The 24,411-nt window shown below is 71.6% G+C and carries 19 protein-coding genes; 16 read left to right on the plus strand and 3 right to left on the minus strand.

What is annotated here, in order from left to right:
- Positions 1 to 156: 156 nt before the first annotated feature.
- The 9 genes from BLR04_RS16075 (at position 157) to BLR04_RS16115 (ending at position 11,934) form a co-directional block, all read left to right on the plus strand.
- Entirely contained in the window at positions 157 to 798 is a 642-nt protein-coding gene (locus BLR04_RS16075) for a YesL family protein (protein ID WP_245740284.1), read from the plus strand.
- A complete protein-coding gene (locus BLR04_RS16080; RefSeq protein ID WP_090765065.1) occupies positions 795 to 2,354 on the plus strand; it encodes an extracellular solute-binding protein in 1,560 nt (519 codons plus the stop codon). Before BLR04_RS16075 ends, BLR04_RS16080 begins: the two co-directional genes overlap by 4 nt.
- Positions 2,355 to 2,419: 65 nt before the next feature.
- The gene (locus tag BLR04_RS16085; protein WP_090765068.1) at positions 2,420 to 3,385 is read left to right on the plus strand and encodes an ABC transporter permease; all 966 of its coding nucleotides are present in this window, start codon (positions 2,420 to 2,422) and stop codon (positions 3,383 to 3,385) included.
- A 20-nt stretch (positions 3,386 to 3,405) separates the two neighbouring features.
- Entirely contained in the window at positions 3,406 to 4,308 is a 903-nt protein-coding gene (locus BLR04_RS16090) for a carbohydrate ABC transporter permease (RefSeq protein WP_090765071.1), read from the plus strand.
- 4 nt (positions 4,309 to 4,312) lie between these two features.
- A complete protein-coding gene (locus tag BLR04_RS16095) occupies positions 4,313 to 6,919 on the plus strand; it encodes an exo-rhamnogalacturonan lyase family protein (RefSeq protein ID WP_090765074.1) in 2,607 nt (868 codons plus the stop codon).
- A gap of 112 nt (positions 6,920 to 7,031) precedes the next feature.
- Complete coding sequence (locus tag BLR04_RS16100; protein ID WP_090765076.1) at positions 7,032 to 8,630, plus strand: ABC-F family ATP-binding cassette domain-containing protein; 1,599 nt, start codon at positions 7,032 to 7,034, stop codon at positions 8,628 to 8,630.
- A gap of 113 nt (positions 8,631 to 8,743) precedes the next feature.
- The gene (locus BLR04_RS16105) at positions 8,744 to 8,959 is read left to right on the plus strand and encodes a helix-turn-helix domain-containing protein (RefSeq protein WP_020547488.1); all 216 of its coding nucleotides are present in this window, start codon (positions 8,744 to 8,746) and stop codon (positions 8,957 to 8,959) included.
- A gap of 124 nt (positions 8,960 to 9,083) precedes the next feature.
- On the plus strand, positions 9,084 to 9,905 hold the full coding sequence (locus BLR04_RS16110) for an enoyl-CoA hydratase/isomerase family protein (RefSeq protein WP_090765079.1): 822 nt from the start codon (positions 9,084 to 9,086) through the stop codon (positions 9,903 to 9,905).
- 142 nt (positions 9,906 to 10,047) lie between these two features.
- Positions 10,048 to 11,934: an ABC transporter ATP-binding protein gene (locus BLR04_RS16115; RefSeq protein WP_090765082.1), complete on the plus strand. Its 1,887-nt coding sequence runs from the start codon at positions 10,048 to 10,050 to the stop codon at positions 11,932 to 11,934.
- Here BLR04_RS16115 and BLR04_RS16120 read toward each other — a convergent pair.
- Positions 11,906 to 12,787, minus strand: a complete 882-nt coding sequence (locus BLR04_RS16120; RefSeq protein WP_090765084.1) for a sulfotransferase family protein — start codon at positions 12,785 to 12,787, stop codon at positions 11,906 to 11,908. The genes BLR04_RS16115 and BLR04_RS16120 overlap by 29 nt on opposite strands.
- Before the next feature lie 42 nt (positions 12,788 to 12,829).
- Between BLR04_RS16120 and BLR04_RS16125 the strand changes: the two genes are divergently transcribed.
- From BLR04_RS16125 to BLR04_RS16135, 3 genes are read left to right on the plus strand one after another with little or no spacing between them, the layout of a single operon-like run.
- The gene (locus BLR04_RS16125) at positions 12,830 to 13,555 is read left to right on the plus strand and encodes an SIR2 family NAD-dependent protein deacylase (protein WP_090765086.1); all 726 of its coding nucleotides are present in this window, start codon (positions 12,830 to 12,832) and stop codon (positions 13,553 to 13,555) included.
- Positions 13,542 to 14,435 carry a S66 peptidase family protein gene (locus BLR04_RS16130; protein ID WP_090765089.1) on the plus strand — a complete coding sequence of 298 codons (894 nt, stop codon included), beginning with the start codon at positions 13,542 to 13,544 and terminating at the stop codon, positions 14,433 to 14,435. Before BLR04_RS16125 ends, BLR04_RS16130 begins: the two co-directional genes overlap by 14 nt.
- 33 nt (positions 14,436 to 14,468) lie before the next feature.
- Positions 14,469 to 15,359 carry a hypothetical protein gene (locus BLR04_RS16135; RefSeq protein ID WP_090765093.1) on the plus strand — a complete coding sequence of 297 codons (891 nt, stop codon included), beginning with the start codon at positions 14,469 to 14,471 and terminating at the stop codon, positions 15,357 to 15,359.
- Positions 15,360 to 15,498: 139 nt separating this feature from the next.
- Here the strand turns inward: BLR04_RS16135 and BLR04_RS16140 are convergent, their stop codons facing one another.
- On the minus strand, positions 15,499 to 17,796 hold the full coding sequence (locus BLR04_RS16140; RefSeq protein WP_090765096.1) for an ATP-binding cassette domain-containing protein: 2,298 nt from the start codon (positions 17,794 to 17,796) through the stop codon (positions 15,499 to 15,501).
- A 244-nt stretch (positions 17,797 to 18,040) separates the two neighbouring features.
- On the opposite strand from BLR04_RS16140, the gene BLR04_RS16145 reads away from it, so the two are divergent.
- Positions 18,041 to 18,715, plus strand: coding sequence for a hypothetical protein (locus BLR04_RS16145; RefSeq protein WP_090765101.1), 675 nt, complete (start codon positions 18,041 to 18,043; stop codon positions 18,713 to 18,715).
- Positions 18,716 to 18,736: 21 nt separating this feature from the next.
- Here the strand turns inward: BLR04_RS16145 and BLR04_RS16150 are convergent, their stop codons facing one another.
- Positions 18,737 to 19,843, minus strand: a complete 1,107-nt coding sequence (locus BLR04_RS16150; RefSeq protein WP_090765104.1) for a PP2C family protein-serine/threonine phosphatase — start codon at positions 19,841 to 19,843, stop codon at positions 18,737 to 18,739.
- A gap of 502 nt (positions 19,844 to 20,345) precedes the next feature.
- On the opposite strand from BLR04_RS16150, the gene BLR04_RS16155 reads away from it, so the two are divergent.
- The 3 genes from BLR04_RS16155 to BLR04_RS16165 all read left to right on the plus strand — a co-directional run bounded on the left by BLR04_RS16155 (position 20,346) and on the right by BLR04_RS16165 (position 24,408).
- Positions 20,346 to 23,072 (plus strand): lantibiotic dehydratase, encoded by a 2,727-nt coding sequence (locus BLR04_RS16155; RefSeq protein ID WP_090765107.1) that lies wholly within the window; start codon positions 20,346 to 20,348, stop codon positions 23,070 to 23,072.
- Between the two features lie 83 nt (positions 23,073 to 23,155).
- Positions 23,156 to 24,025, plus strand: a complete 870-nt coding sequence (locus tag BLR04_RS16160; RefSeq protein WP_245740286.1) for an NAD-dependent protein deacetylase — start codon at positions 23,156 to 23,158, stop codon at positions 24,023 to 24,025.
- 5 nt (positions 24,026 to 24,030) lie between these two features.
- The gene (locus tag BLR04_RS16165; RefSeq protein ID WP_090765113.1) at positions 24,031 to 24,408 is read left to right on the plus strand and encodes a YchJ family protein; all 378 of its coding nucleotides are present in this window, start codon (positions 24,031 to 24,033) and stop codon (positions 24,406 to 24,408) included.
- The last annotated feature ends 3 nt before the right edge of the window (positions 24,409 to 24,411 follow it).

Here is a 24,411-nt window from a genome sequence, read left to right on the forward strand (position 1 = left end):
ACGGAAATATGCGGATTTAGCGTCATTGACTTTGAGTCGATTCAACACTACTTTCGCCTCACCGGCGACGGTTCGTCCTCCCGTGACGGGGAGGGCTGACCGCTGGAGCGACACACCCCCCCTGTCCGCGCACACGCCGTCAGAAGGTACTGCGTGATGAGCCATCCAGCCATGTCGATGAAGGTGCAAGCGGTCTGCTCCGAGATCTTCTGGGCGGCCAGGCTCAACCTGATGTGGATGGTCTTCACGCTGCTCGGCGGAGTGGTGCTGGGCCTCGGCCCGGCCACGATGGCCGCCTACGTGGTGGCTCGCAGGCATGCCAGAGGTGAATCGATTCAGTGGCGCGACTACGCGTCCGCCTACCGGCGGGAGTTCGTCCGCGGCTCCCTGCTCGTCCTGCCCGTCGCCGTCGTGGCCACGGTGCTGGTCGGCAACCTGCTGTACCTGTCCGCCCCCGGTACCAGCCCCGGTACCGCCGCCGGCGGCGGGCTGCTGGTGGCGACGTACGCGGCGCTGGTCGTCCTGGCCGCGGCAGGGGCGTACCTCGGGCCGCTGTACGCGCACTACGAGCTGCCGCTGCGGGACTACCTGCCGAAGGCGTCGCTCGTGGCCCTGACCCGGCCGGCCGCCACCGCGCTGTTGCTGTTCGCCCTGTCGGCCGTCGCCTTCGTCGTCGCGACGGCCCCCGTCCTCGCCCCGATCGTCGGCGTCGGCGCGTGGATCTCTCTGAACACGTGGCTCTGCCAGCGCTTCTTCGAGGAGAACGAGGCGCGCCTGCAAGCGAAAGGGAATCAATGAGCGCATCTCGCCGCCGGAGCCTCGCCGGAGCGTTGACGCTGGTGTCCGCCCTCGCCCTGTCCGCCTGTTCGGACGACGGCGGCGGCGGGTCAGGCGCGGACGCCGGCACGGTGACCATGATGGTCCCGCTGTTCGGCACCGCGCCCGACCCCAAGGGCGAGATCCACCAGGCCGTCGAGAAACTGGCCGGCAAGAAGCTCGCCATCACCTGGACGCCGAACGCCGAGTACAACGAGAAGACCAACGTGGTGCTGGCCTCCGACTCGATCCCCGACGTCATGGTCATCCAGGACAACAAGAGCCCGTCGTTCGTCCAGGCGGCCAAGGCAGGGGCGTTCTGGGACCTCACCGACAAGCTCGACAAGTACCCGAACCTGCGGCCCAAGTCGGAACAGGCCTGGATCAACGCGAAGACCGACGGCCGCAACTACGGCATCTACCGGGTGCGCCCGCTGCTGCGCTCGGCGATCATCCTGCGCAAGGACTGGCTGGACAAGCTCGGCCTGAAGCCGCCGCAGACCACCGACGAGCTGTACGAGATCGCCAAGGCGTTCACCGAGCGCGACCCCGACGGCAACGGCAAGAAGGACACCTACGGCCTCATCCTGCCGAAGTGGCCCGGCGTCAGCTTCGCCGCCTCCAGCCCGTACAACGCGATCGACGTCTGGTTCGGCGCGCCGAACAACTACGGGACGCGCGACGGCAAGCTCGTGCCCGAGTTCGACGTGCCGGAGTTCTGGGAGGCGCAGAAGTACATCAAGCGCTTCATCGACGAGGGGCTGGTCAACGCCGACTGGGCCACCCTCGACACCGCCAAGTGGAACGACCCGTTCGTCCAGGGCAAGGGCGGCATCATCATCGACGTCAACGTCCGGGCCGGCCAGCTGTTCGACGAGCTCAAGGAGCTCGACGCCGAGACCTACGACAGCAAGGTCGCGATGGCCGGCAACCTGTCGCGGCCGGACGGGCAGAAGTTCTCCCTGCCGTTCACCGGCTACAACGGCATCGTCGCGGTCTCCAAGCAGCGCGTCCGCACCGACGAGCAGCTCGACGACGTGCTGCGGACGTTGGACAAGCTGGCCTCCAAGGAGGGCTCGATCCTGCTGAACAACGGCATCGAGGGCCGCAACTTCCGGGTCGAGAACGGCTACGCCGTCAAGATCGACGACCAGGACCCCGGGATGAAGGTCGTCAACAACGACGTCGAGTACGCCTTCATCCAGCTCGGCACCACCTCCAGCGTCGGTGTGGCAGGCGACGCGTACGAGTGGATGCGGCCGAGCCAGGCCGAGCAGGACTGGCTCAAGCAGCGCGACGAGCTGATGAACCTCGACCTGCAGACGGCCGTGCACGACCCCTCGCTGCCGGTGATCTCGCAGACCGCGGTCGAGCGCGGCGCGACGCTCAACCCGATCCCGACCGACGCCCGCATCAAGTACCTGGCGGGAGAGCTCACCGAGGAGCAGTTCAGGGCCGAGATCAAGCGCTGGTACGACTCCGGCGGCACCCAGATCCTGACCGAGCTGCAGGACGGGATCTCGAAGATCGGCGGCTGAGCCGGCTCGACCGAGGGGTCCGGGACGTCCCGGACCCCTCCGCTGAAAGCTGAAAGGAGGCCGTCGTGGCCACCGACCTCGCGCCGCCGGAGGCGAAGGCGGCTCCCGGGCACACGCCGGGCAGGGTGCCGATCCGCACGGCGCTGCTGCGCTATCGCTGGCTGTACCTCATGCTCGTGCCGGGCCTGGTGTACTTCGCGCTGTTCAAGTACCTGCCGATGTACGGCCTGACGATCGCCTTCCAGGACTTCGTGCCGTTCCTCGGCTACTCCGGCAGCCCGTGGGTGGGGCTCAAGCACTTCGAGGCGCTGTTCACCGGCCCCGACTTCGGCCGCCTGCTGTTCAACACGCTCTTCCTCGCGCTGCTGACGGCGGTCTTCGTCTTCCCCGCGCCGATCGTCGTCGCGCTGCTGCTGAACGAGCTGCGCGTCGGCGTCTACAAGCGGTTCGTGCAGTCGCTCATCTACATCCCGCACTTCCTGTCCTGGACGATCGTCTTCTCCCTGACGTACCTGCTGTTCTCGGTCGACTTCGGGTTGGTCGCGGGCTGGATCCACGGCCTGACGGGAGGGGCCAGGGTCGACTACCTGGCCCAGCCGGACTGGTTCAGGCCGCTGGTGATCCTGCAGTTGCTGTGGAAGACGTCCGGCTGGGGCACGATCATCTACCTCGCGGCGCTGGCGAGCGTGGACCCGAACCTGTACGAGGCCGCCCGCATGGACGGCGCCGGCCGCTGGCGGCAGTTCTGGCACGTCACGCTGCCGGCCATCCGGCCCACGATCGTGGTCATGGCCATCCTCACCTCGGGCAACCTGCTCGACCAGAGCTTCGAGCAGATCTGGCTGCTCACCAATTCGCTGAACCGCTCGGTCGCCGACGTGTTCGACACCTTCGTGTACTACGTCGGCGTCCAGCAGGGCGGCTACAGCTACGCCACCGCCGTCGGCCTGTTCAAGGGCGTGGCCGGCGTGATCCTGATCTTCGGCTGCAACTGGCTGGCCAAGCGCCTCGGCCAGCGCGGACTGTTCTGAACGTCGAGGGAGCCCGAGCCGTGTCCGGTCCGACCAAGACCACCGCCGCCGTCCGGCACTACAGCTCGCCGGGCAGCAGGGTGTTCGACGTCCTGAACCTCCTCCTGCTCGGCGGCCTGGCGCTGATCACCGTGCTGCCGCTGCTGTACGTGCTGGCCGGGTCGTTCGCCACGGAGGGCGAGATCTCCGCGCGGCCGTTCTTCCTGTGGCCGGAGAACGTCGTCACCAGCACGTACGCGTACATCTTCGCCAACGACACGCTGCTGCGGGCGCTCGTCACGACGGTCGTGGTCACGGCCGTAGGCACGGTGCTGCAGCTGACGCTGACGTTCACCATGGCCTACCCGCTGGCCAAGCGGTATCTGCCGGGCCGCACGCTGGTGCTGAACCTGGTCATCCTCACGCTGGTGTTCGGCGGCGGGATCGTGCCGACGTACCTCGTGGTGCGCGACCTCGGCCTGCTGGACAGCTACTGGGCGCTGATCCTCCCGCTGGCGATCAACCCGTTCTACCTGATCATCGTGAAGTCGTTCTTCCAGGAGCTGCCGCAGGCGCTGGAGGAGGCGGCCCGCATCGACGGCTGCACCGAGCTCGGCGTCTTCTTCAGGATCGTCCTGCCGCTGTCGAAGCCGATCATCGCGACGTTCTCGCTGTTCTACGCGGTGGCCATCTGGAACGACTACATGTCGCCGCTGCTCTACATCAACGACAACCAGAAGTGGACCCTGCAGGTGCTGGTGCGCCAGCTCACCAGTCCGGACGCCGCCAACGCCATCGGGGCGCTCGACTCCGTGGTCTTCTTCCCGGCGCAGGGGCTCAAGTTCGCCGTCGTGGTGATCGCGACCCTGCCGATCCTGTGCTTCTACCCGTTCCTGCAGAAGCATTTCGCCAAGGGCGTGCTGATCGGAAGCGTGAAGGAGTGAGCGCATGACCCACACCACCGGTCTGCGGTGGCTGGACCGGCCGGGGGAGCAGGGCACGACCTGGGGGGTGCCGTGGCCGCGCGGCGCGCTGCGGCCCGGCACGCCGTTCGCGCTGACCGGCGCGGACGGCCGGGAGGTGCCGGTGCAGAGCTGGGTGACCGCGACCTGGCCGGACGGCTCGCTCAAGTGGACGGCGCACGCCGCCGGGGCGGGTCCCGCTGCGGAGGCGTACCGGCTCGAACCGGGGCGCGAGCCCGCCGTCCCCGGCACGCCCGTGACCGTCACCCGCGAGGACGGCGCGCTGCGCGTCGGCACAGGAGTCGTCACCTGGACGATCGGACAGCAGGGCGGCGGCACGCTGGCCCGCTCGATCGCGCACGGCGACCGCGAGGTCGCCGCCGACGTGCGCCTCGTGAGCCTGCGCCAGCGCGGCCCCACCCCCGACGAGGGCGGACCGGTCGCCCGTGAGCAGCTCACCGGCCAGGTCGAGCGGGTCACGGTCGAGCAGGACGGCCCCGTGCGCGCCGTCGTGCGGCTGGAGGGCCGGCACGGCGACTGGCTGCCGTTCACCGTGCGCCTGTACTTCTACGCGGGCGCCGAACACGTGCGGATCATGCACACGTTCGTGCACGACGGCGATCCCGAGCGCGACTTCCTCGCTGGGCTCGGTCTGCGCGCCGACGTCGTCATGCGCGACGAACCGCACGACCGGCACGTCAGGTTGGCCGGCAGCCACGGCTTCCACACCGAGGCCGTGCGCGGGATCACCGGCCTGCGCCGCGACCCGGGCGAGAGCGCCCGCCGCGCCCAGGTCGAGGGCCAGCCGGCGGGCGAGCTGCACCCCGAGGTCGCGAGCCGGCTGCACCTCGTCCCCGCCTGGACCGACCACACTCTCGACCAGCTCAGCGCCGACGGCTACACGCTGCGCAAACGCACCGGTGAGCGGCACGGCTGGGTGACCGTCCCTTCGGGCACCCGTTCGGCCGGTTACGGCTACGTCGGCGGCGTGAGCGGCGGCCTCGCCTTCGGGCTGCGCGACTTCTGGCGCCTGCACCCCACCCGCCTCGACGTCAGGAACGCCGCGAGCGACCGCGCGAGCGTCACCGTCGGGCTGTGGTCGCCGTCGGCCCCCGCCATGGACCTGCGCTTCTACCACGACGGCATGGGCCAGGACACCTTCGCCGAGCAGCTGGAGGGCCTGGAGATCACGTACGAGGACTACGAGCCCGGCTTCGGCGACGCCCGCGGGGTGGCGCGTACGCACGAGCTGGGCCTGCGGGCGCACGGCCGCACGCCGTCCGCGCGCGACCTCGCCGCGCACGCCGCCGCCGCGAACGAGCCAGGCCTGCTGACGTGCGCGCCCGAGCGGCTGCGCGCCGCGGGCGTGTTCGGCGTCTGGGACCTGCCCGACCGCTCCACCCCCGCCCGCGCCGCCGTCGAGGACCGTCTCGACTTCCTGTTCGACCTGTACGTACGCGAACGCGAGCAACGCCGGTGGTACGGGTTCTGGGACTACGGCGACGTCATGCACACCTACGACCCCGACCGGCACACCTGGCGCTACGACGTCGGCGGGTACGCCTGGGACAACTCCGAGCTGTCGCCCGACCTGTGGCTGTGGCTGCAGTACGTGCGCACGGGCCGGGCCGAGGTGTTCCGCTTCGCCGAGGCGATGACCCGCCACACCGGCGAGGTGGACGTCTACCACCTGGGCCGCTGGAAGGGGCTCGGCAGCAGGCACAACGTGCAGCACTGGGGCTGCAGCTGCAAGCAGGTGCGCATCTCCAACGCCGCCTACCGGCGCTTCCACTACTACCTGACGGCCGACGAGCGCACCGGAGACCTGCTGGACGAGCTGTGCGCGCCCGAGGAGACGTTCCTCACCCTCGACCCCTTGCGCAAGGTCCGCGAGGACGTCTACACGCCCGACCCCGCGGCGCTGTCGGTCGGGCTCGGCACCGACTGGGGGGCGCTGGCCGCGGCCTGGCTCACCCGGTGGGAGCGCCACGGTGACGAACGGGCCAGGGACCGGCTGCTCGGCACGATGGCCGACATCGGCGCGCTGCCGTACGGCTTCCTGACCGGTGAGGGCAGGCTCGACCTCGCGACCGGGCGGATCGACAGCACGCGCGAGGCGATCTCCGTCTCGCACCTGTCGGCGCTGTTCGGGCTGCCGGAGATCTGCGCTGAGCTGATCGCGCTCGACCTCGGCGTGCCCGGCTTCGAGCGGGCCTGGCTCGACTACTGCCGGCTCTACCTCGCGCCGCCCGAGCAGCAGGAGGCCGAGGTGGGACGCAGGCTCAGCGGCATCTCGCTGGTGCAGGCGCACAGCAGGCTGCCCGCGTACGCGGCGGCGCGCGGCGGCGACGCAGGCCTGGCCGCCCTGGCCTGGCGGGCGTTCTTCGTCGACGAGGGCGACCAGCTCAACAGCAACCCCCTGCAGCGCGAGGACGACTGGCGGCTGACGCTGGTCGACGGGCCGCACGTGCCGCACCCGGTGCGGGAGGCGCCGTTCGTCGGGACCAACGGCGCGGCGCAGTACGGCCTGGCCGCGATCTGCAACCTCGCGCTGGTCGGACGCTACCTGCCCCAGGCCGACCAGCGGGGATAACCAGAGGTGGAGCTCTGTAACGGGGCCTACACTGATCCGTATGCATACTCCCGATTGACCGGCGTCGCACGCGCCCAATCCTCGTCTCCTAGCTCGGGAGTGTTCCGCCAATATGATCATCGCCAGTGACATCGAGCTGCGTGCGGGTGCACGTCTGCTCATCGACAAAGCCTCCTTCCGGGTCAACCCCGGCGACAAGATCGGACTCGTCGGCCGCAACGGCGCCGGCAAGACCACCCTCACCAAGGTGCTGGCGGGCGAGGGCCTGCCCGCGGCCGGCACCGTGACCACCACCGGCAGCGTCGGCTACCTGCCCCAGGACCCGCGCAGCGGCGACCTGCAGGTGCTGGCCCGCGACCGCATCCTGTCGGCGCGTGGGCTCGACCAGGTCATCAAGGAGCTGCGCGAGGCCGAGCTCGGCATGTCCTCCGCCGACGAGCGCACGCGCGAGAAGGCGGTCAGGAAGTACGGCCGCCTCGAAGACCAGATGCACGTGCTCGGTGGCTACGCCGCCGAGTCGGAGGCCGCCTCCATCGCCTCCAGTCTCGGCCTGCCCGACAGGGTGCTGAGTCAGCCCTTGCAAACGCTTTCCGGCGGTCAGCGACGCCGTGTGGAATTGGCACGAATTCTTTTCAGCGGGGCGGAAACTCTCCTTCTAGACGAGCCGACAAACCACCTTGATGCTGACTCAATCAGCTGGCTTCGCGATTTTTTGCGAAGTCATCAAGGTGGCTTGGTGATCATCAGCCATGACGTCGGTCTTCTTGAAGCGACGGTCAACAAGGTCCTTCACCTCGACGCCAACCGATCCGTGATCGATCACTACAACGTCGGCTGGAAGGCCTATCTCGCCCAGCGTGAGACCGACGAGAAGCGCCGCAAGCGCGAGCGCGCCAACGCCGAGAAGCAGGCCGGGGCGCTGCTCACGCAGGCCGACAAGATGCGGGCCAAGGCGACCAAGGCCAAGGCGGCCCAGGACATGATGCGCCGGGCGCACCGCCTGCTGTCGACCACCGAGGAGGAGCGCCAGAGCGACAAGGTGGCGCGGCTGCGCTTCCCCGACCCCCAGCCGTGCGGGCGCACCCCGCTGACGGGGGTCGAGCTGTCGAAGTCGTACGGCTCGCTGGAGGTCTTCACGGACGTCGACGTGGCCATCGACCGAGGTCACAGGGTTGTCATCCTCGGCCTGAACGGCGCCGGCAAGACCACGCTGCTGCGGCTGCTGGGCGGCGTGGAAAAGCCCGACACCGGCGAGATCCGGCCCGGCCACGGCCTGAAGATCGGCTACTACGCCCAGGAGCACGAGACGCTCGACGGCGACCGCACGCTGCTCGAGAACATGCGGTCGGCCGGCGGCACGTACACCGACACCGAGCTGCGCAAGGTGCTCGGGTCGTTCCTGTTCACGGGCGACGACGTCGACAAGCCGGCCGGGGTGCTCTCCGGCGGTGAGAAAACCCGTCTCGCGCTCGCCATGCTGGTGCTTTCCAGCGCCAACGTCCTCCTCCTCGACGAGCCGACCAACAACCTGGACCCCGTCAGTCGTGAACAGGTTCTCAATGCTCTGAGGTCCTATTCAGGAGCAATCGTCCTGGTCACGCATGACGAGGGTGCCGTTGACGCCCTGTCACCGGATAGGGTGATCTTGCTACCTGACGGAACTGAAGACGCGTGGAGCGACGAATTTTCCGATCTTGTGGCACTTGCCTGATCTTAATTTGAGTGGGTACGGATCTTTTCCCGTGGAGTAGGTAGCCGATCCCGCTGAAATGACTGATCATGGCGGAGTAACGCTGCGGAAGTCCGGCACTACAGGAGGTACTCGTGGCCGAGACACTGAAGAAGGGCACCCGGGTCACCGGGGCCGACCGGGAAAAACTGGCCGGCGATCTCAAGAAGCGCTACGCCGCGGGTGAGAGCATCCGCGCCCTGGCCGCTTCGACCGGTCGGTCCTACGGGTTCATCCACCGCATCCTCAGCGAGTCCGGTGTGACTCTGCGCGGACGCGGAGGGGCGACCCGAGGCAAGTCCAAGCGCTGACGGCCGCCTCGGAACGTGCGACCGCAGCCGCTCGTCCCCAGTCAGCCGCCGTCGCGCCCGGGCCAGAATCATCTTCTGTAGGCTCGGGCGCGACGGTCAGCACTCCGACGACAGGGAGCGGGCGATGGCGGGAGCGCAGGCGCGACAGCGCGGGGGGAACGCGGAGGACGTCTCCACCGAAAGGCTGGCGGAGATCGGGCTTCGCTACGAGGTGGACGGTGAGATCGCGACGATCACGCTGGACCGGCCGGACAAGCGCAACGCACAGACGTTCGCGACCTGGTCGGCACTGGCTCGCATCGGCGAGAACCTGCCCGAGCAGGTGCGCGTCGTCGTCGTGAGAGGTGAGGGACCGTCCTTCTCGGCAGGCATCGACCTGCGAATGTTCACACCAGAGGGAGTGCCAGGACAGGGCTCATTCAGCTCGGCGGCCGCACGTGGCGGCACCGACGTCGAGCAGCGCGTGAAGCAGGCCCAGGCAGGATTCCTGTGGCTGCGCCGCCCGGAGATCGTTTCCATCGCCGCAGTACAGGGGCACGCCGTAGGCGCGGGGTTCCAGCTCGCGCTCGCCTGCGATCTGCGGATCGTGGCCGAGGACGCCGCGTTCTGCATGAAAGAGCCCGCACTGGGCCTGGTGCCCGACCTGACGGGGACCAAGCCCCTCGTGGAGCTGGTCGGACCGGCCAGAGCGATCGACATCTGCCTGACGGCCAGGACCGTGTACGCCGACGAGGCCCTGCGCATCGGCCTCGCCGAGAAAGTGGTCGCCGGGGGCGACCTAGAGCAAGCCGTACGAGACAAGGCCGCGGAGCTGCTGTCGACCAACCGTGACGCGGCGATCGCGACCAAGCGGCTTCTCCAGGGGGCGCGCAGACGTTCCCTGGAGGAGCAGTGCGCCGCGGAGGGAGCCGCGCAGGCCGCCCGGCTGAAGGCCCTGTTCGGCTGACCCCTGTCCGGCTGAGGGCGCGGGCGGTTTCGGGCGCGATTTCGCGGTCAGCGGACAGGGGAATCCCCAGGCGCCGCCGGGTGCTGAGGTGGCTGGACACCCCGGCCGCGCCGACGCCGGGGGCAGAAGGAGGGACCCCCGCATGGCGATGATGGGCGGAGGCTTCGGGCCGGGCGTGTGGTCGTCGCTGCGCCGCGACGGCTCGGTGACGAAGCAGCGGCTGCGCCCCGGCACCGTGCGGCGCATCGCCCGCTACGCCCGCCCGCACTCGCGGCACATCGTCGCGTTCCTGCTGCTCGTCGTCGTGGGCGCGGTCATCGTGATCGCCAACCCGCTGCTCATGAAGGCGATCATCGACGAGGGCGTCCTGCCCCGGCGCACCGAGGTGGTCGTCTGGCTGGCCGTCGCGATCGGCGCGCTCGCCCTGGTCGACGCCGGGCTGACGCTGGTTCAGCGGTGGTTCTCCGCCCGCATCGGCGAGGGCCTGATCTACGACCTGCGCACCGAGGTGTTCGACCACGTGCAGCGCATGCCGGTCGCGTTCTTCATGCGCGCCCAGACCGGCGCGCTGGTCAGCCGGCTCAACACCGACGTGATCGGCGCCCAGCGCGCCCTCACCAGCACGCTGTCGTCCGTCGTCGCCAACGTCGTCAGCCTGGTGCTCGTGCTCGGCGCGATGCTCGCGCTGTCGTGGCAGGTGACGCTCGTCGCGCTCGTGCTGCTGCCGGTCTTCGTCCTGCCCGCGAAGTACGTCGGCCGCCGCATGTCCGTGCTGACCCGCGAGCAGATGCAGCTCGACGCCGAGATGAGCTCGGTCACCACCGAGCGGTTCAACGTGGCCGGCGCGATGGTCGCCAAGCTCTACGGCCGTCCCGACGAGGACGCCGCGGTCTACGGCGCCCGCGCGGCCAGGGTGCGCGACGTCGGCGTGACCGTCGCCATGTACGGCACCGTCTTCCGGGTCGCGCTCGGCCTGGTCGCCGCGCTCGCCACCGCCCTCGTGTACGGCATCGGCGGCGTCCTGTCGATCTCCGGCGCCTTCGAGCTCGGCACCCTGGTGGCCCTCGCCGCGCTCCTCATGCGGCTCTACGGCCCGCTCACGTCGCTGTCCAACGTGCACGTCGACGTGATGACCGCGCTCGTGAGCTTCGACCGGGTCTTCGAGATCCTCGACCTGCGGCCCATGGTGTCCGAGAAGCCCGGCGCGGTCCCGGTGCCCGACGGCCCCGTCACGATCGAGTTCGACGACGTCCACTTCCGCTATCCGGCGGCCGAGGAGGTGTCGCTCGCCTCGCTCGAGTCGGTGGCCAAGCAGGACACCGGCCCGTCCCAGCCGGTGTTGCGGGGCGTGTCGTTCACGGCCCGGCCAGGTGCGCTCGTCGCCCTAGTCGGCCACTCCGGCGCGGGCAAGACCACCATCACCTCGCTGGTGTCGCGGCTCTACGACGTCAACGAGGGCGCGGTGCGGATCAACGGCTTCGACGTGCGCGACGCCACGCTCGCGTCCCTGCGCGACACCGTGGGGGTGGTCATGCAGGACGCTCATCTCTTCCATGACACGATCGCAGCCAACCTCCGCTATGCCAGACCGGAGGCGGACGACGAGGACATCTGGGACGCTCTCAGGGCCGCGCAGATAGGTGACCTGGTCGAGGGCCTCCCCGACGGGCTCGAGACGGTGGTCGGCGAGCGCGGCTACCGGCTGTCCGGCGGCGAGAAGCAGCGCCTGGCGCTCGCGCGGCTGCTGCTGAAGGCGCCGCGCGTGGTCGTGCTCGACGAGGCGACCGCCCACCTCGACTCGGAGTCCGAGGCGGCGGTGCAGGTCGCGCTGAAGACCGCGTTGCAGGGCCGCACGTCGCTGGTGATCGCCCACCGGCTGTCGACGATCAGGGAGGCCGACGAGATCCTCGTCGTCCACGACGGGCGTGTCGCCGAGCGCGGCCGGCACGACGAGCTGCTGGCCAGGGGCGGCCTGTACGCCGAGCTCTACCGCACCCAGTTCAAGGACTCAGGTAGCCCAGCCGGCTGAGCTCCTCCCTGGCCACCTTCTCGGCCAGCGCCAGGTCGTCGCGCCGCAGCCGGCGCCAGGCGCCCACCTGCGGGATCGCGGCGTCGTACAGGACGGCCTTGGCGACGCGGGTCTCCAGGAACTCGCCGAGCGCGGCCGTCGCCTGCGGGGGACGCCGTACGAGGTCCTCGTACCGCAGGGTGAGCAGTTGCCCGGCGGGCAGCGTGCGGCGCAGCTCGGCGCTCAGCCGCACGGCGCTGCGCCAGCGCAGCGCGCTCTTGCCCGCCACCGGCATGGCCTTCCAGCGGTCGAGATGCTCGTCCTTGTTGACGCCGAGGAACGCGTTGGGGAACTCGGTCTGCTCCGACAGCATCGCGGGCTTGAACCAGGCCAGGCACGCCGGGTCGGCCAGCATGTCGGCGACCACGTCGCGCCCGTCGCGGATCAGCTGGACGAACCGCGCGTCGGGGAACGCCTGGAGCAGCACGGGCGCGCTGTAGATCAGGTCGGGGCTGCCGTCGCCGAAGCGGGTGACCTCGGCGGTCGACACGCACGGGCCGGCTCCCGTGACGCCGCCGGCCTCGCGGCACGCCGCCGCGCACCCGGCGCACGAGCCGGGCAGGACCTGCCACGACTCGGCGAGCGCGTCGCGCAGCACGCGTACCGCGCCCGAGGTGGCGGCGATGGACGGCTTGCGGGCGAAGGCGTACACCACGTGGGCGACGCACGCGCGGCCCGTCGTCACGTGGAAGCCGGGGGAGCGCTTGAGGGCGCGGGCCAGCAGGTCCGTGCCGGAATGCGGGGCTCCGAGCAGGAAGACCGGCCGTCGGACCTTGATGCCGTTGACCACGAGGATGTGGGGCGGAAGTCGCATACGGAAAGCAAGTGTGACACCGTTTGCCAGGTGAACGAGCCAATGCCGGTGTCGCTTCTCACAGGAGCGGGCATCTCCACCGCATCCGGCATCCCCGACTTCCGGGGGCCCCAGGGCGTGTGGACGAAGAACCCGCAGGCGGCGGCCACCGTGACGATCGACAGCTACCTCGCCGACCCCGAGGTCCGGCGGGCCGCGTGGCGCGCCCGCCTCGACCACCCTGCCTGGAACGCCCGCCCGAACGCGGCCCACCTGGCGCTGGCCGACCTCGAGCGCGCCGGCCTGCTGCGCGCCCTCGTCACGCAGAACATCGACGGGCTGCACCAGCGCGCCGGGTCGTCGCCGGACAAGGTCGTCGAGCTGCACGGTACGCTCCACCGCGCCGAGTGCGTGTCCTGCGACCTGATCACGCCCATGAGCGAGGTGCTGGCCCGGGTGACCGCCGGCGAGGACGACCCGCCCTGCCCGCGCTGCGGCGGCGTCCAGAAGTCCAACACGATCTTCTTCGGCCAGGACCTCGATGCCGAGGTGCTCGACGCGGCGATCGACGCCGCCCGCTCGTGCGAGCTGTTCGTCGCGGTCGGCACGTCGCTGACCGTCCACCCCGCCGCCGGGCTCTGCGGGGTGGCGCTCGACGCGGGGGCCCGGCTGGTGATCGTGAATGCCGAGCCCACACCCTACGACCCCTTCGCCGACCGCGTCATCCGCGAACCGATCGGCGAAGCTCTGCCCATGTTCGTCAAGGAGTTGACCCATGCGACAAGGTGACACCGTCGCCGTCGTCTCGCCCTCGGGCCCCGCCGACGCCGCCAAGCTCCGGCGCGGCGCCGAGCGGCTGGAGAGCCTCGGTTACAAGGTCGTGGTGGGCGAGCACGCGCTCGACCGCCACGAGTTCGGCTACCTCGCCGGCGACGACGCCGCCAGGGCGGCCGACCTGCAGGCCGCCTGGTGCGACCCGTCCGTCTCCGCGGTGTTCTGCTCCCGTGGCGGATACGGCGCCGGCCGGCTGCTCGGCCTGCTCGACTGGGACGCCATGCGCGCGGCCGGCCAGAAGGTCCTGCTCGGGTCGAGCGACATCACCGCGCTGCACCTGTCGTTCGCCGTCGAACTGGGCGTGCCGACGCTGCACGGGCCGATGGTGGCCGGCGACGTCCTCGCCGCCGAGGACGGCCCAGAGCCGCGTACGTGGGAGAGCCTGCGCGCGGCGCTGTCCGGCGAGCCCGTACGGGTCGAGGGCGACCGCGTGCTGGCCGAGGGACGCGCCGAGGGCGAGCTGGCCGGCGGTAACCTGTCGCTGCTGGCCTCCCTGTGCGGCACGCGGTGGCAGCCGTCGTTCGCCGGCAAGGTCGCCTTCCTCGAGGACATCGGCGAGGAGCCGTACCGGATCGACCGGATGCTGACCCAGCTGCTGCACGCGGGCGCGTTCGACGGGGTGCGGGGGATCGCGCTCGGGTCGTGGGTCGACTGCGGCGATCCCTACCCGGTGCTGGCCGACCGCCTGAAGCCGCTCGGCGTGCCGATTCTCGCCGGGTTGCCAGTGGGACACGGGTCACCACAGATGAGCGTGTGGCTGGGGTCTCTTGGTGTTATCGATACCGAATCGTGCTCGCTGACTGGTCCGAACAGCGATGGGGAGCAGGCAAGGTAAGAGGGACGAATACGACAGAAAGGTACACGGCGTGTGAGTTGGTTCAGGCGTGAACGAGAGCCCTCCCGCCGGCCCGTCGAGGACGTCGATCTCGACTCGCTGCTGGCGCTCGTCGCGGAATCTCTCGGCTACTTTTTCGAATTCGCCCGTGACGGCGCGTCCGTGACGCTGCGCGGCGACCGGGAGGACGGGCCGGGAGGCAGCGGCGCCCTGATCGTCAAGCTCACGGGGCTGCGGCGCGAGGCCGGGCGCAGGGCCAGGGAAGACTGGCCCAAGCTGGTCTCCGAGCACCTCGCGCACGCCGTGGCCACCGCGGGCGACTGGCTCGACGTGTGCGACATCGAGCAGGCCAGGCCGCTGATGCGCACCCGTGTCGAGGCCGTGGACGACGTGGCCGACCTGACCCGCGTCGTCGGCCGCCACCTCAACGCCGACCTGGTTGAGCTGCTCACCGTCGGCGGGCGCGTCGTGCGGCCCGAGGAGGCCGGGTGCTGGCCGATGGCCGCCGGGCAGGCGCTCGACCTGGCCGCCGGCAACGTCCGCGGCGAACGGCTGCGTGCCGAGTCGATCGGCGTGTCGGGCACCTCGGTCACCCGGCTCACCGCCGAGAGCCCGTCGGCCGCCACGCACCTGCGCTGGCTGGACGACTACCTGGCCGTGCCGGACGACGGCGCGCTCGTCGTGCTGCCCGATCCGTACACGCTGCTCGTGCATCCCGTCGACGGCATCGGCGTGGTGCGCGCCATCGAGCGGCTGCGCGTGCACGCCGCCAGGACCGACGGGCTCAGCCCGCAGGTCTACTGGTGGCACGAGGGGCGGCTGACCCTCATCAAGGCCGAGATCGTCACCCGCCAGGGCCAGATCCGCCTCGTGGTCGCCCCACCCCCGGCCTTCGCGCAAGTGCTCGCCCGCCTGGCAGTCTGATCCCCGCGCACCGCTCCGCCCGCCTCCCGCACGGGCCCGCCTTGCGGTACGGCCCGCGCGCCTCTCGCACGGGCCCGCTTTGCCGTACGGCCCGCGCCGCCGCTCCTGCCACTCCGCCCGAACTCGCCTCGACCGCTGCTCAGGCGCGGCTCACGTAGTCGCGCAGATGGACGGCCGTCAGGGAGTCGCTGTCGGCCAGCAGCCGCGCCGGGGGACCCGAGAACACCACCTGGCCGCCGTCGTGGCCGGCGCCGGGGCCGAGGTCGACGATCCAGTCGGCGTGGGCCATGACGGCCTGGTGGTGCTCGATCACGATCACCGTGTTGCCGTCGTCGACCAGCCGGTCGAGCAGGCCGAGCAGCTGGTCGACGTCGGCCAGGTGCAGCCCCGTCGTCGGCTCGTCCAGCACGTACGTGGTGCCGCCCCGCGCCATGTTGATGGCGAGCTTGAGCCGCTGGCGCTCGCCGCCGGACAGCGTGGTCAGCGGCTGGCCGAGGCCCACGTAGCCGAGGCCGACCGCGGCGAGCCGGTCGAGGATCACCCCGGCCTGACCGCCGGGGAAGAACTCGCGCGCCTCGGCCACCGGCATCTCCAGCACCTCGCTGATGTTCTTGCCGCGCAGCCGGTAGGTCAGCACCTCGGGCGTGAACCGCTTGCCCTCGCAGTCCTCGCACACCGAGGCCACCCCGGCCATCATCGCGAGGTCGGTGTAGATCAGGCCGATGCCCTTGCAGGCGGGGCAGGCGCCCTCGGAGTTGGCGCTGAACAGGCCCGGCTTGACCCCGTTGGCCTTGGCGAACGCCGCCCGGATCGGGTCGAGCACCCCGGTGTAGGTGGCCGGGTTGCTGCGGCGCGAGCCCCTGATCGGCGACTGGTCGGCCACGACCACGCCCTCGCGGCCCGCGACGTAGCCGTGGATCAGGGAGCTCTTGCCCGACCCCGCGACGCCGGTGACCACGGTGAGCACGCCGAGCGGCAGGTCGACGGACACGTCACGCAGGTTGTGCAGGGTGGCGTTCGCGACCGGCAGCCATCCGGACGGCTCGCGCGTGGTCTCGCGCAGCCGTACCCGGTGGTCGAGGTAGCGGCCGGTGAGCGTGCCGGAGGCGGACAGCCCCACGAGATCACCCTCGTAGCAGACCTGGCCGCCGGCCGTGCCCGCCCCAGGGCCGAGGTCGACCACGTGGTCGGCGATCGCGATCAGCTCGGGCTTGTGCTCGACGACGAGCACCGTGTTGCCCTTGTCGCGCAGCTGCAGCAGCAGCGTGTTCATCCGCTGGATGTCGTGGGGGTGCAGCCCGGCCGTGGGCTCGTCGAAGACGTAGGTGACGTCGGTGAGGCTGGAGTTGAGGTGGCGCACCATCTTGACCCGCTGGGCCTCGCCGCCCGACAGCGTGGCGGACTCGCGGTCGAGGCTGAGGTAGCCGAGGCCGATGCCGACCAGGGAGTCGAGGGTGGACAGCAGCCCGTCGAGCACCGGGCCCACCGCGGCCTCGCCGATGCCGCGGACGAACGCGGCGAGCTCGTCGATCTGCATCGCCGAGCACTCGGCGACGGTGCGCCCGGCGACGCGGGCCGAGCGGGCGGCCTCGTTGAGACGGCTGCCGCCGCACGAGGGGCAGGTCGCCAGCCTGATCGCCCGGTCGGCGAACGCCCGCGCCGACGGCTGCATCGACTCGCGGTCCTTGCCGAGGTAGGACTTGCGCACCTTTTGGACCAGCCCCTCGTAGGTGAAGGTGCCGGCGCCGTACTTGAGCTTGGTGGCGGGTTTGTGCAGCAGGTCGTCCCACTGCTGGAGGGTGAAGTCGGCCAGTTTGACGGCGGGGTCGAACAGGCCGGAGCCGGCCACGACCTGCCACTGCCAGCCGCCGACCGCGAACCCCGGGATCTTGATGGCGCCGCCGTCGAGCGACAGCTCGCGGTCGACCAGCTCGTCGACGTCGATGTCGGACGCCTTGCCGAGGCCCTCGCACTCGGGGCACATGCCCTCGGCCCGGTTGAAGCTGAAGGCGTAGGCCGGGCCGACGTAGGGGTGGCCGACGCGGCTGAACAGGATGCGGAGCATGGTGTGGGCGTCGGTGACGGTGCCGACGGTGGAGCGCGGGTTGGCGCCCATGCGCTCCTGGTCGACGATGATCGACGCGCTGAGGTTGTGGAGCGCGTCGACGTCGGGCCGGCCGAGGCTCGGCATGAACGACTGGACGAACGCGGTGTAGGTCTCGTCGATCAGCCGGCGCGACTCGGCGGCGATGGTGTCGAAGACGAGCGAGGACTTGCCGGACCCGGAGACCCCGGTGAAGACGGTGAGGCGACGCTTGGGGATGTCGAGGGAGACGTCCTTGAGGTTGTTCTCCCTGGCGCCGCGGACCTGGATGTGGTCGTGGCTGTCAGCGGCGGTGTGGTCGTGGGGCTGGTTGGGGGACACGGCACCTTCCATGTCGGCTGACCGGTGATGTGTGAGGCCGGGACAGCGTACCCGCGGTGGCCGACGATTCTCGGGCCGCCAACGGCCCGTGAAATCACGACGAACGACCGGCGACCGCGTCCTGCGGGGCCGTGGCCTGGGGCTAACGTGGCAGAAATGCCGGTGGCTGTTCCGTCTGCGGAGTTCGTTGCGAATGCATGACATTGATCGGGGGACGCGCGCACGCGCGGTCCACGCGAGGGGAAGGCTCGTCTCGGTGGAGATCGAGCCCGGGCTGCTGCGCGAGCCGCCCGGCCGGATCACCGCCCACGTCGCCGAGGCGGTGGACGCCGCGTTCCGCCGGGCCAGGTCCGCCGACGGCGACGCCGCCCTGGTGGAGCCGCTGGCACTGGCCCGCGAGCTGCGGGCGGTGCGGGCCGGGCTAGACGCGCGGATGGCGCGGGTGACGGCCACGATCGAGGCCAGCCTGGCCAGCACGCGCACCGGGACGCACGTCGGCGCCGCCGCCGCCGACGGCGAAGCGCCGGGCGGCGTGCCCGTGATGGACTTCGGTGAGCTGTTCGGGCCGCTCGTCGAGGTGCTGGAGACCATCGGCGCCGTACCGGACGACGACGTGCGCGGCGTCTCAGGCGGGCCGGTGCGCGCGGTGTGCGCGCCGGGGCCGCGGTTGGTGTCGCTGCACGTGCCGGGACGCGCCCTGCACGGCGGGCCCGCGCAGGTGGGTGCCCGCGTGGTGACCGCGGTGAACGCCGCCCTGGACGACCTGGAGACCGGGCTGCGGCGGCGGCACGACGAGGCAGGCGCCGGCACCGAGCGGATCAGGGCCACGGTGGAGGAGCTGCGCGAGCTGGGTGTCGCCAGGATGCGCGCGTACATCGGGGGCATGGCCGGGCTGATGGCCGGGATCAGGCCGGAGCCCGGCTCCCGCTGACGGGTCTCACACGGTCAGGTCTCACACGGTCAGGTCGCCGCGGCTCGTACGGTCGCGGCGCGTTCTGGGCCGGGCGGGCGCCGTCCGGGTGATCGTGAGGATGGCGATGTCGTCGCGGGGAGTGCTCTTGGTGAACTCGCGCAGGTCGGCCGCCAGCGTCTGCGCCAGCGGCTCGGGCGGCGGGACGGCGGCCCACTCGCGCAGGCGCTCCTCCAGCGGGTAGAAGTCGCCGTCGGGGCTGCGGGCCTCGGTGACGCCGTCGGTGCACAGCAGCAGCGTCGCTCCGGGCGGGAAGGCGAACATGGCCTCGCTGCGCGGCGTCTCGGTCAGCGAGTCGAGGCCGAGCGGCACGGCGGGGTCGCCGAGGTTGACCTGCCTGGCCTGGCCGCCGGCGATGACGTAGGGGGCGATGTGCCCGCAGTTGACCGTCTCGACCAGGGTGCCGGTGCCGAAGTCGAGCGCGAGCGCGGTGACGAGGCGCTCGGGCTCGCCGGTCTGCGCGGCGAAGGTGTTCTGCCTGACCACGGAGTTCTCGAGGGCGGCCACGAGGCCGGTCAAGGTGTCCTCCCGGTAGGCCGCCTCGCGGAACGACCCGAGGACGGCGAGCGCGGTGCCGATCGCGGGCAGGCCCTTGCCCTGGACGTCGGCGATGAGCACGCGGGTGCCCATCTGGGAGACGGCGACCTCGTACATGTCGCCGCCCACCATCGCGTCCTCCTCCACCGGCTGGTAGAGGCCGTTGACGATGACATCGGCCGTGCGCAGGGGCAGCGGGCGCACGATGAGCCGCTGCAGGGCGGCGGCCGCGGAGCGCAGCCGGTGGACCTCCTCCTCGCGGCGTACGCGATAGCGGCAGCCCGCGACGCTCAGCGTGCCGAACAGCGCCGTGAACGAGGTCGCCAGGAGGCTGTCGTCGGGGGTGCCGCCCAGGAACTGGATGATCGCCACCTCGACGAGCACCACCCAGACGGACGCGATGACGGTCTGGCGGACGGTGCCGAGGCCGGAGACGATGGCGGGCAGGAAGATCAGCAGGGGGAAGAGCCGCACCGCCGGGCCCGTGGACGTCAGGTCGATGGCGATCACGACGGACGTGACGAGGAGCAGCCCCGTCACGAACGCCGTCATCGGCAGGCGCGGAGCGTTCCCGCGCGTGCCGTCTCCCGCCACTGGTTACCGTCACCCCCGTGTCGTACTCGTACCAGCGTATTGTCCTCCCGGCATGCCGACGCACGTTCGTGAGTAAAAGACGGAGGCCGCCCCAAGGCGACGGTGGTCGTTCACCGGGGCGGGAATTACGGGCGGGCGGCGGGCTTTTTCGCGGGAGCGCGTACGGGCGTTCCGGCGTTGTTTGTTTTCTCGGGAGTCGGTTTTCTCTGTAGCCGGGGGACCTGGGACGTTGACCCACCGTAATCGAACCGGCCACCCTTTGGCTACGGTCAGTAAACAGTCGTACCCTTTCTGCCGGGGTTTATGGATATTGGTGAAGAAATGCGCAGGGCCGTGTGGGCCGGAGGTTGCGAATCTCCTTCCCATCTCGCGGGAAACGCGTTGACAGCAAAAGATGATCTTGTAAACATCAGGAGTTGAGAGCGCCTCGCACATTCATGCCAGGAAAGGGAGCGTCCATATGGACATCGAACGCGCGGCATCCGGAGCGGAAGACCGCGCGGAGAAGAATCCGTGGACGCTGCTGCCGGTCATGGTGGTGCGGAATGCCGGCTCGCCCTGGGACCTCGTCCTCTCCCTGGCCTACCCCAGGGCCGCAGAGGCCGCCGGCCAGGTGGCCCGCCTGGAGCGCCGTGCCCAGCGCCTCCTCGCCGCCGCGACCGGCGAGACGACCTCGCCCGACCCCACACCCCCGCCAGGAGAGATCCCGTCTCCCGGCCTCGCGCCCGCCTCCGGCGCGGCTGCCGGCTCCTGCGAGGTGGTCCCCGGCGCGCCCGGGGGTGGACGGCTGTCGCGCGGGACGCGTGGCCGCCTGCGCGATCTGCGTCCGCTGCCCCCGCGGACGCCCGGCTCCGTCGCCTGGCTGGCCGACTGGAACCAGGCGACGCGGCTGCTGGAGGAGGCCCGCGCCGCCCTGGCGGGCGCGGTGGGCGGAGACGCGCCGCCCGTGCGGGCCGCCGTCGCCGCGATGGTGACCGACGAACGGTTCCTCGACGCGCTCGTACGCACCTCGCCCGGCCTCTACCGCGACCTGCGCCACGGGGCCGAGCCCGGCAAGGTCCGCAGGCAGCTGGCCTCGCGGGCGCAGCGGCTCTCGACCAGCTCCGGGACGTGCGGCTGCTTCGGGCCCGTCGGCTACGGAGCCGTCGAGCGGGCCGCCGCCCCCGGCTACACCTGGCAGGGGCCGTACGTGTGGCCGCGGCGCGCGGCCTTCACTTCGGCGCGGGTGGTCGAGGCGCTCCAGCAGCGCGTCCTGACCGATCCCGCGCTCCTCGCCGGGCTCGTCCCGCGGCGTACGACGTGGACCGGCGACGTGCCCGACGGGGCCGCGTTCGTGGCCTGGTGCGACGGTCGCCGCACCCTGGCCGAGATCGCCGCCGAGACGGGCATCGGCATGGAACGCGCCGCCGCCGCGCTGGCCGTGGCCGCTCGCCGTGGGCTGCTCGTCCACGACCTGTGCCCGCCCGCCGGGGTTTGCGACCCCCTCGGCTGGCTGCACGAGCGTCTGGCCGTCCGGGGCGTCACCGTCCCGCCCGGCACCGTCCCGCAGCAGGGCGCCCCCGATCGCGACGCCCGCCCTGGCATGGACGCTCCGGGCGCGGACGCCCCGGTGGCCGCCGAGGAGACCGGGTGCGCGAGCGTCGGCGAGTGCGGCCTGACCGGCGTACCAGGCCCGGCCGGGCGCGGGCGCGCGGGCCGGCGACGCTGCGGGTGCGGCAGGACACGAACGACGGGCCCGCCGCAAGAGGACGGATCGGGCGACGATGAGGCGGGCGCGGGGGGCGGGGTGGAGGCGTCGGGCAGGGGAGTGCCGGCGCAGCGGCGGGCGCTGCCGGCGACCTCGCAAGGCCGTGACGGGGAGTCGTTGCTCGGACGCCGGGTCGGGGAGATCGCCGAGCTGCTCGGGCAGTACCCCGTCGCCTCGCCCGACGTGAAACTCGCCGTGCAGCGGCGGATCGAGGCGCTGGCGGGCGGCGGGCCGGGCGACGGCCGTGTGATCGTGCACGAGGCCGTCGCCGGCACCCTGCGGGTCACGGCGGGCGGCGGGCTGGCCGCCGACCTGCGCGGTCGGGTGCCCCGCGTCCTCGACCTGCTCGCCGAGGACGCCGACCGCACCCGGCGACGCGCCAACCGGCAGCTCGCCGGGCGGCTCGGCCGCGGCACGTTCCCGCTGGCCGAGGCGCTGCGGACCACCGGCGAGCTCGGGTCCGGCCACGCCGACCCGCTGTCTGACCGCCTCGCCGCCCTGGTCAGGGACGCGCCCGACGGCGTCGCCGCGCTCGATCTGTCCGGTCTGCTGGACGAGCCCGCCGCGCCCGCCGCCCCGGTGCTCTGCACGGCCGACGTCCTGGTGGCCGCGTCGTCGCTGGAGGCGTACGAGGAGGGGGTGACGCCGCTGGTGGTGGGCGGGCTCCACGACACGGTGCTGCTCACGCCGTGGTCGCTGCAGTTCCACGAGCAGTCCGCCGCCCGCCTCGCCGAGCGCGACGCGGCGGTCGAGCGGGCGCTCGACGGGTTCACCGTGCTGAACGTCGTCCCGCACCGCTCGGGCGGTGCGCCGCCGCCGCAGCTGCCCGGCCCCGTCCTGGAGCTCGGCGGGGTGGCGGCCGGGCGGAGCCGCAGGATCGGCCTCGACGAGCTGTACGTGCGCAGCGACGGCCGGTGCGCCACCCTGCACGCCCAGGGCATGGACGAGCCGCTGCTGCTGCACGACGGCGAACACGCCACAGCCCTGAACGCGGAGCTCTACACGGCGCTGTCCCTGCCCGCGGTCCGGCTGCCGCGCCTGCCCGACCTGCCGCACGTCCCCCGGCTCACCTGGGGCAACGTCGTCGTCACGCGGCGGCGCTGGAGCGTCGGCCAGGCGTCGCTCGAGGCGCTCGGACGGGCCCGCGGCGACGGCGAGCTGCTGGTGGAGATGGCGCGGGTACGCGAGGCAGCCGGCCTTCCTGTGACGTTCTTCGCCGGCTCATCGCGGCGGCGCAAGCCCTTCTACGTCGACACCCGCTCGCCGGCGCTGATCGAGGCGCTCGGCCGGCTCGGGGTCACCGCCGGACGGCTCACGCTGACCGAGACGCTGCCGGGCCCGGAGGAGTGCTGGCTGCGTGACGGCGAGCAGCGCTTCGCGGCCGAGTTCCGCTGCGTCTACCTGCGCCCGGCGGCCTCCCGCCGCCACAGCCCGGCCTGATCACCAGCCTCTCCGGCGTGGTCGGCATTGCCCGGTTCGGGTGGGTGGTGAGGATGGTGTGGGGGTGAGGCACCATGGGAGGCGTGACTTCGAGCGCCGCGTACACCCTTGACGACAGCACCGCCGACCTGGCCGGACTGGTCGAGCTGGTCGGCAGGGGAGAGGTGGCCGTCCTCAGCGGGGCCGGCCTGTCGACCGAGTCGGGCATCCCCGACTACCGCGGTCCGACAGGTCTGGCCAGGCGCGCCGACCCGATGACCTACCAGCGGTTCGTCGGCGGCGAGGAGGCCCGGCGGCGCTACTGGGCGCGCAGCCACGTCGGCTGGAGCCAGATGCGCCGCGCCCAGCCCAACGCCGGGCACCGCGCCGTCGCCGAGCTGGAGCGGCGCGGCCTGCTGGCCGGCATCGTCACCCAGAACGTCGACGGCCTGCACCAGGCGGCAGGAGCGCGGCAGGTGATCGAGCTGCACGGCGGCCTCGACCGCGTCGTGTGCCTGTCGTGCCGCGAGCGCACGCCCCGCGCCGAGCTCGACCGCCGCCTGCGCGAGGCGAACCCCGGCTGGCGGGCCACCAGCGACGCGATCAACCCCGACGGCGACGCCGTGCTCACCGACGAGCAGGTCGCCGGGTTCCAGGTGGTCGGCTGCGCCACGTGCGGCGGGGTGCTCAAGCCCGACGTGGTGTTCTTCGGCGAGAACGTACCGAAACCCCGCGTCGACGAGTGCTTCGACATCGTCGGCCGCGCGCGGGGCCTGCTGGTGCTGGGGTCGTCACTGGCGGTCAGGTCGGGGCTGCGGTTCGTCATCAGGGCGGCCGAGCTCGGCATCCCCGTCGCGATCGTCAACCAGGGGACGACCCGCGGCGACGCGCACGCCGAGCTCACGCTCGACGCCCCGCTCGGCCCCACCCTCAGCCGCCTCGCCGCCCGGCTCGCCGCGGAACAGGGAGAATAGCCGGTATGCCTCCGCGTACGTGCCCGTGCGGCCTGCCCGCCCCCTACCGCGACTGCTGCGGCCGCTTCCACCGGGGCGAGGCCGCGCCCGCCACCGCCGAGCAGCTCATGCGCTCCCGCTTCAGCGCGTTCGCGACGGGCGACGAGGCGTACCTGCTGCACAGCTGGCACCCGTCCGACCGCCCGGCCCGCGTGGGCCTCGACCGGAAGGTGCGCTGGACGCGGCTGGAGGTCCTGCAGACCACCGGCGGCAGCGTCGTCCACACCGAGGGCACCGTACGCTTCCGCGCCCACTACCTCGACCGCGGCACCCCAGGTGAGATGGAGGAGAACAGCAGGTTCGTCCGCCTCGAAGGGCGCTGGGTGTACGCCGGCGCGCTCTGAGGC

The organism is Nonomuraea maritima, from assembly GCF_900100395.1.
In the GTDB taxonomy this organism is placed as follows: domain Bacteria; phylum Actinomycetota; class Actinomycetes; order Streptosporangiales; family Streptosporangiaceae; genus Nonomuraea; species Nonomuraea maritima.

What these genes read in the sequence shown, in the direction of transcription:
- BLR04_RS16075 (WP_245740284.1), top strand. Translation starts at nt 157, where the DNA reads ATGAGCCATCCAGCCATGTCGATGAAGGTGCAAGCGGTCTGCTCCGAG.
- BLR04_RS16080 (WP_090765065.1), top strand. Translation starts at nt 795, where the DNA reads ATGAGCGCATCTCGCCGCCGGAGCCTCGCCGGAGCGTTGACGCTGGTG.
- BLR04_RS16095 (WP_090765074.1), top strand. Translation starts at nt 4,313, where the DNA reads ATGACCCACACCACCGGTCTGCGGTGGCTGGACCGGCCGGGGGAGCAG.
- BLR04_RS16100 (WP_090765076.1), top strand. Translation starts at nt 7,032, where the DNA reads ATGATCATCGCCAGTGACATCGAGCTGCGTGCGGGTGCACGTCTGCTC.
- BLR04_RS16110 (WP_090765079.1), top strand. Translation starts at nt 9,084, where the DNA reads ATGGCGGGAGCGCAGGCGCGACAGCGCGGGGGGAACGCGGAGGACGTC.
- BLR04_RS16115 (WP_090765082.1), top strand. Translation starts at nt 10,048, where the DNA reads ATGGCGATGATGGGCGGAGGCTTCGGGCCGGGCGTGTGGTCGTCGCTG.
- BLR04_RS16120 (WP_090765084.1), bottom strand. Translation starts at nt 12,787, where the DNA reads ATGCGACTTCCGCCCCACATCCTCGTGGTCAACGGCATCAAGGTCCGA.
- BLR04_RS16125 (WP_090765086.1), top strand. Translation starts at nt 12,830, where the DNA reads ATGCCGGTGTCGCTTCTCACAGGAGCGGGCATCTCCACCGCATCCGGC.
- BLR04_RS16130 (WP_090765089.1), top strand. Translation starts at nt 13,542, where the DNA reads ATGCGACAAGGTGACACCGTCGCCGTCGTCTCGCCCTCGGGCCCCGCC.
- BLR04_RS16140 (WP_090765096.1), bottom strand. Translation starts at nt 17,796, where the DNA reads ATGGAAGGTGCCGTGTCCCCCAACCAGCCCCACGACCACACCGCCGCT.
- BLR04_RS16150 (WP_090765104.1), bottom strand. Translation starts at nt 19,843, where the DNA reads ATGACGGCGTTCGTGACGGGGCTGCTCCTCGTCACGTCCGTCGTGATC.
- BLR04_RS16155 (WP_090765107.1), top strand. Translation starts at nt 20,346, where the DNA reads ATGGACATCGAACGCGCGGCATCCGGAGCGGAAGACCGCGCGGAGAAG.
- BLR04_RS16165 (WP_090765113.1), top strand. Translation starts at nt 24,031, where the DNA reads ATGCCTCCGCGTACGTGCCCGTGCGGCCTGCCCGCCCCCTACCGCGAC.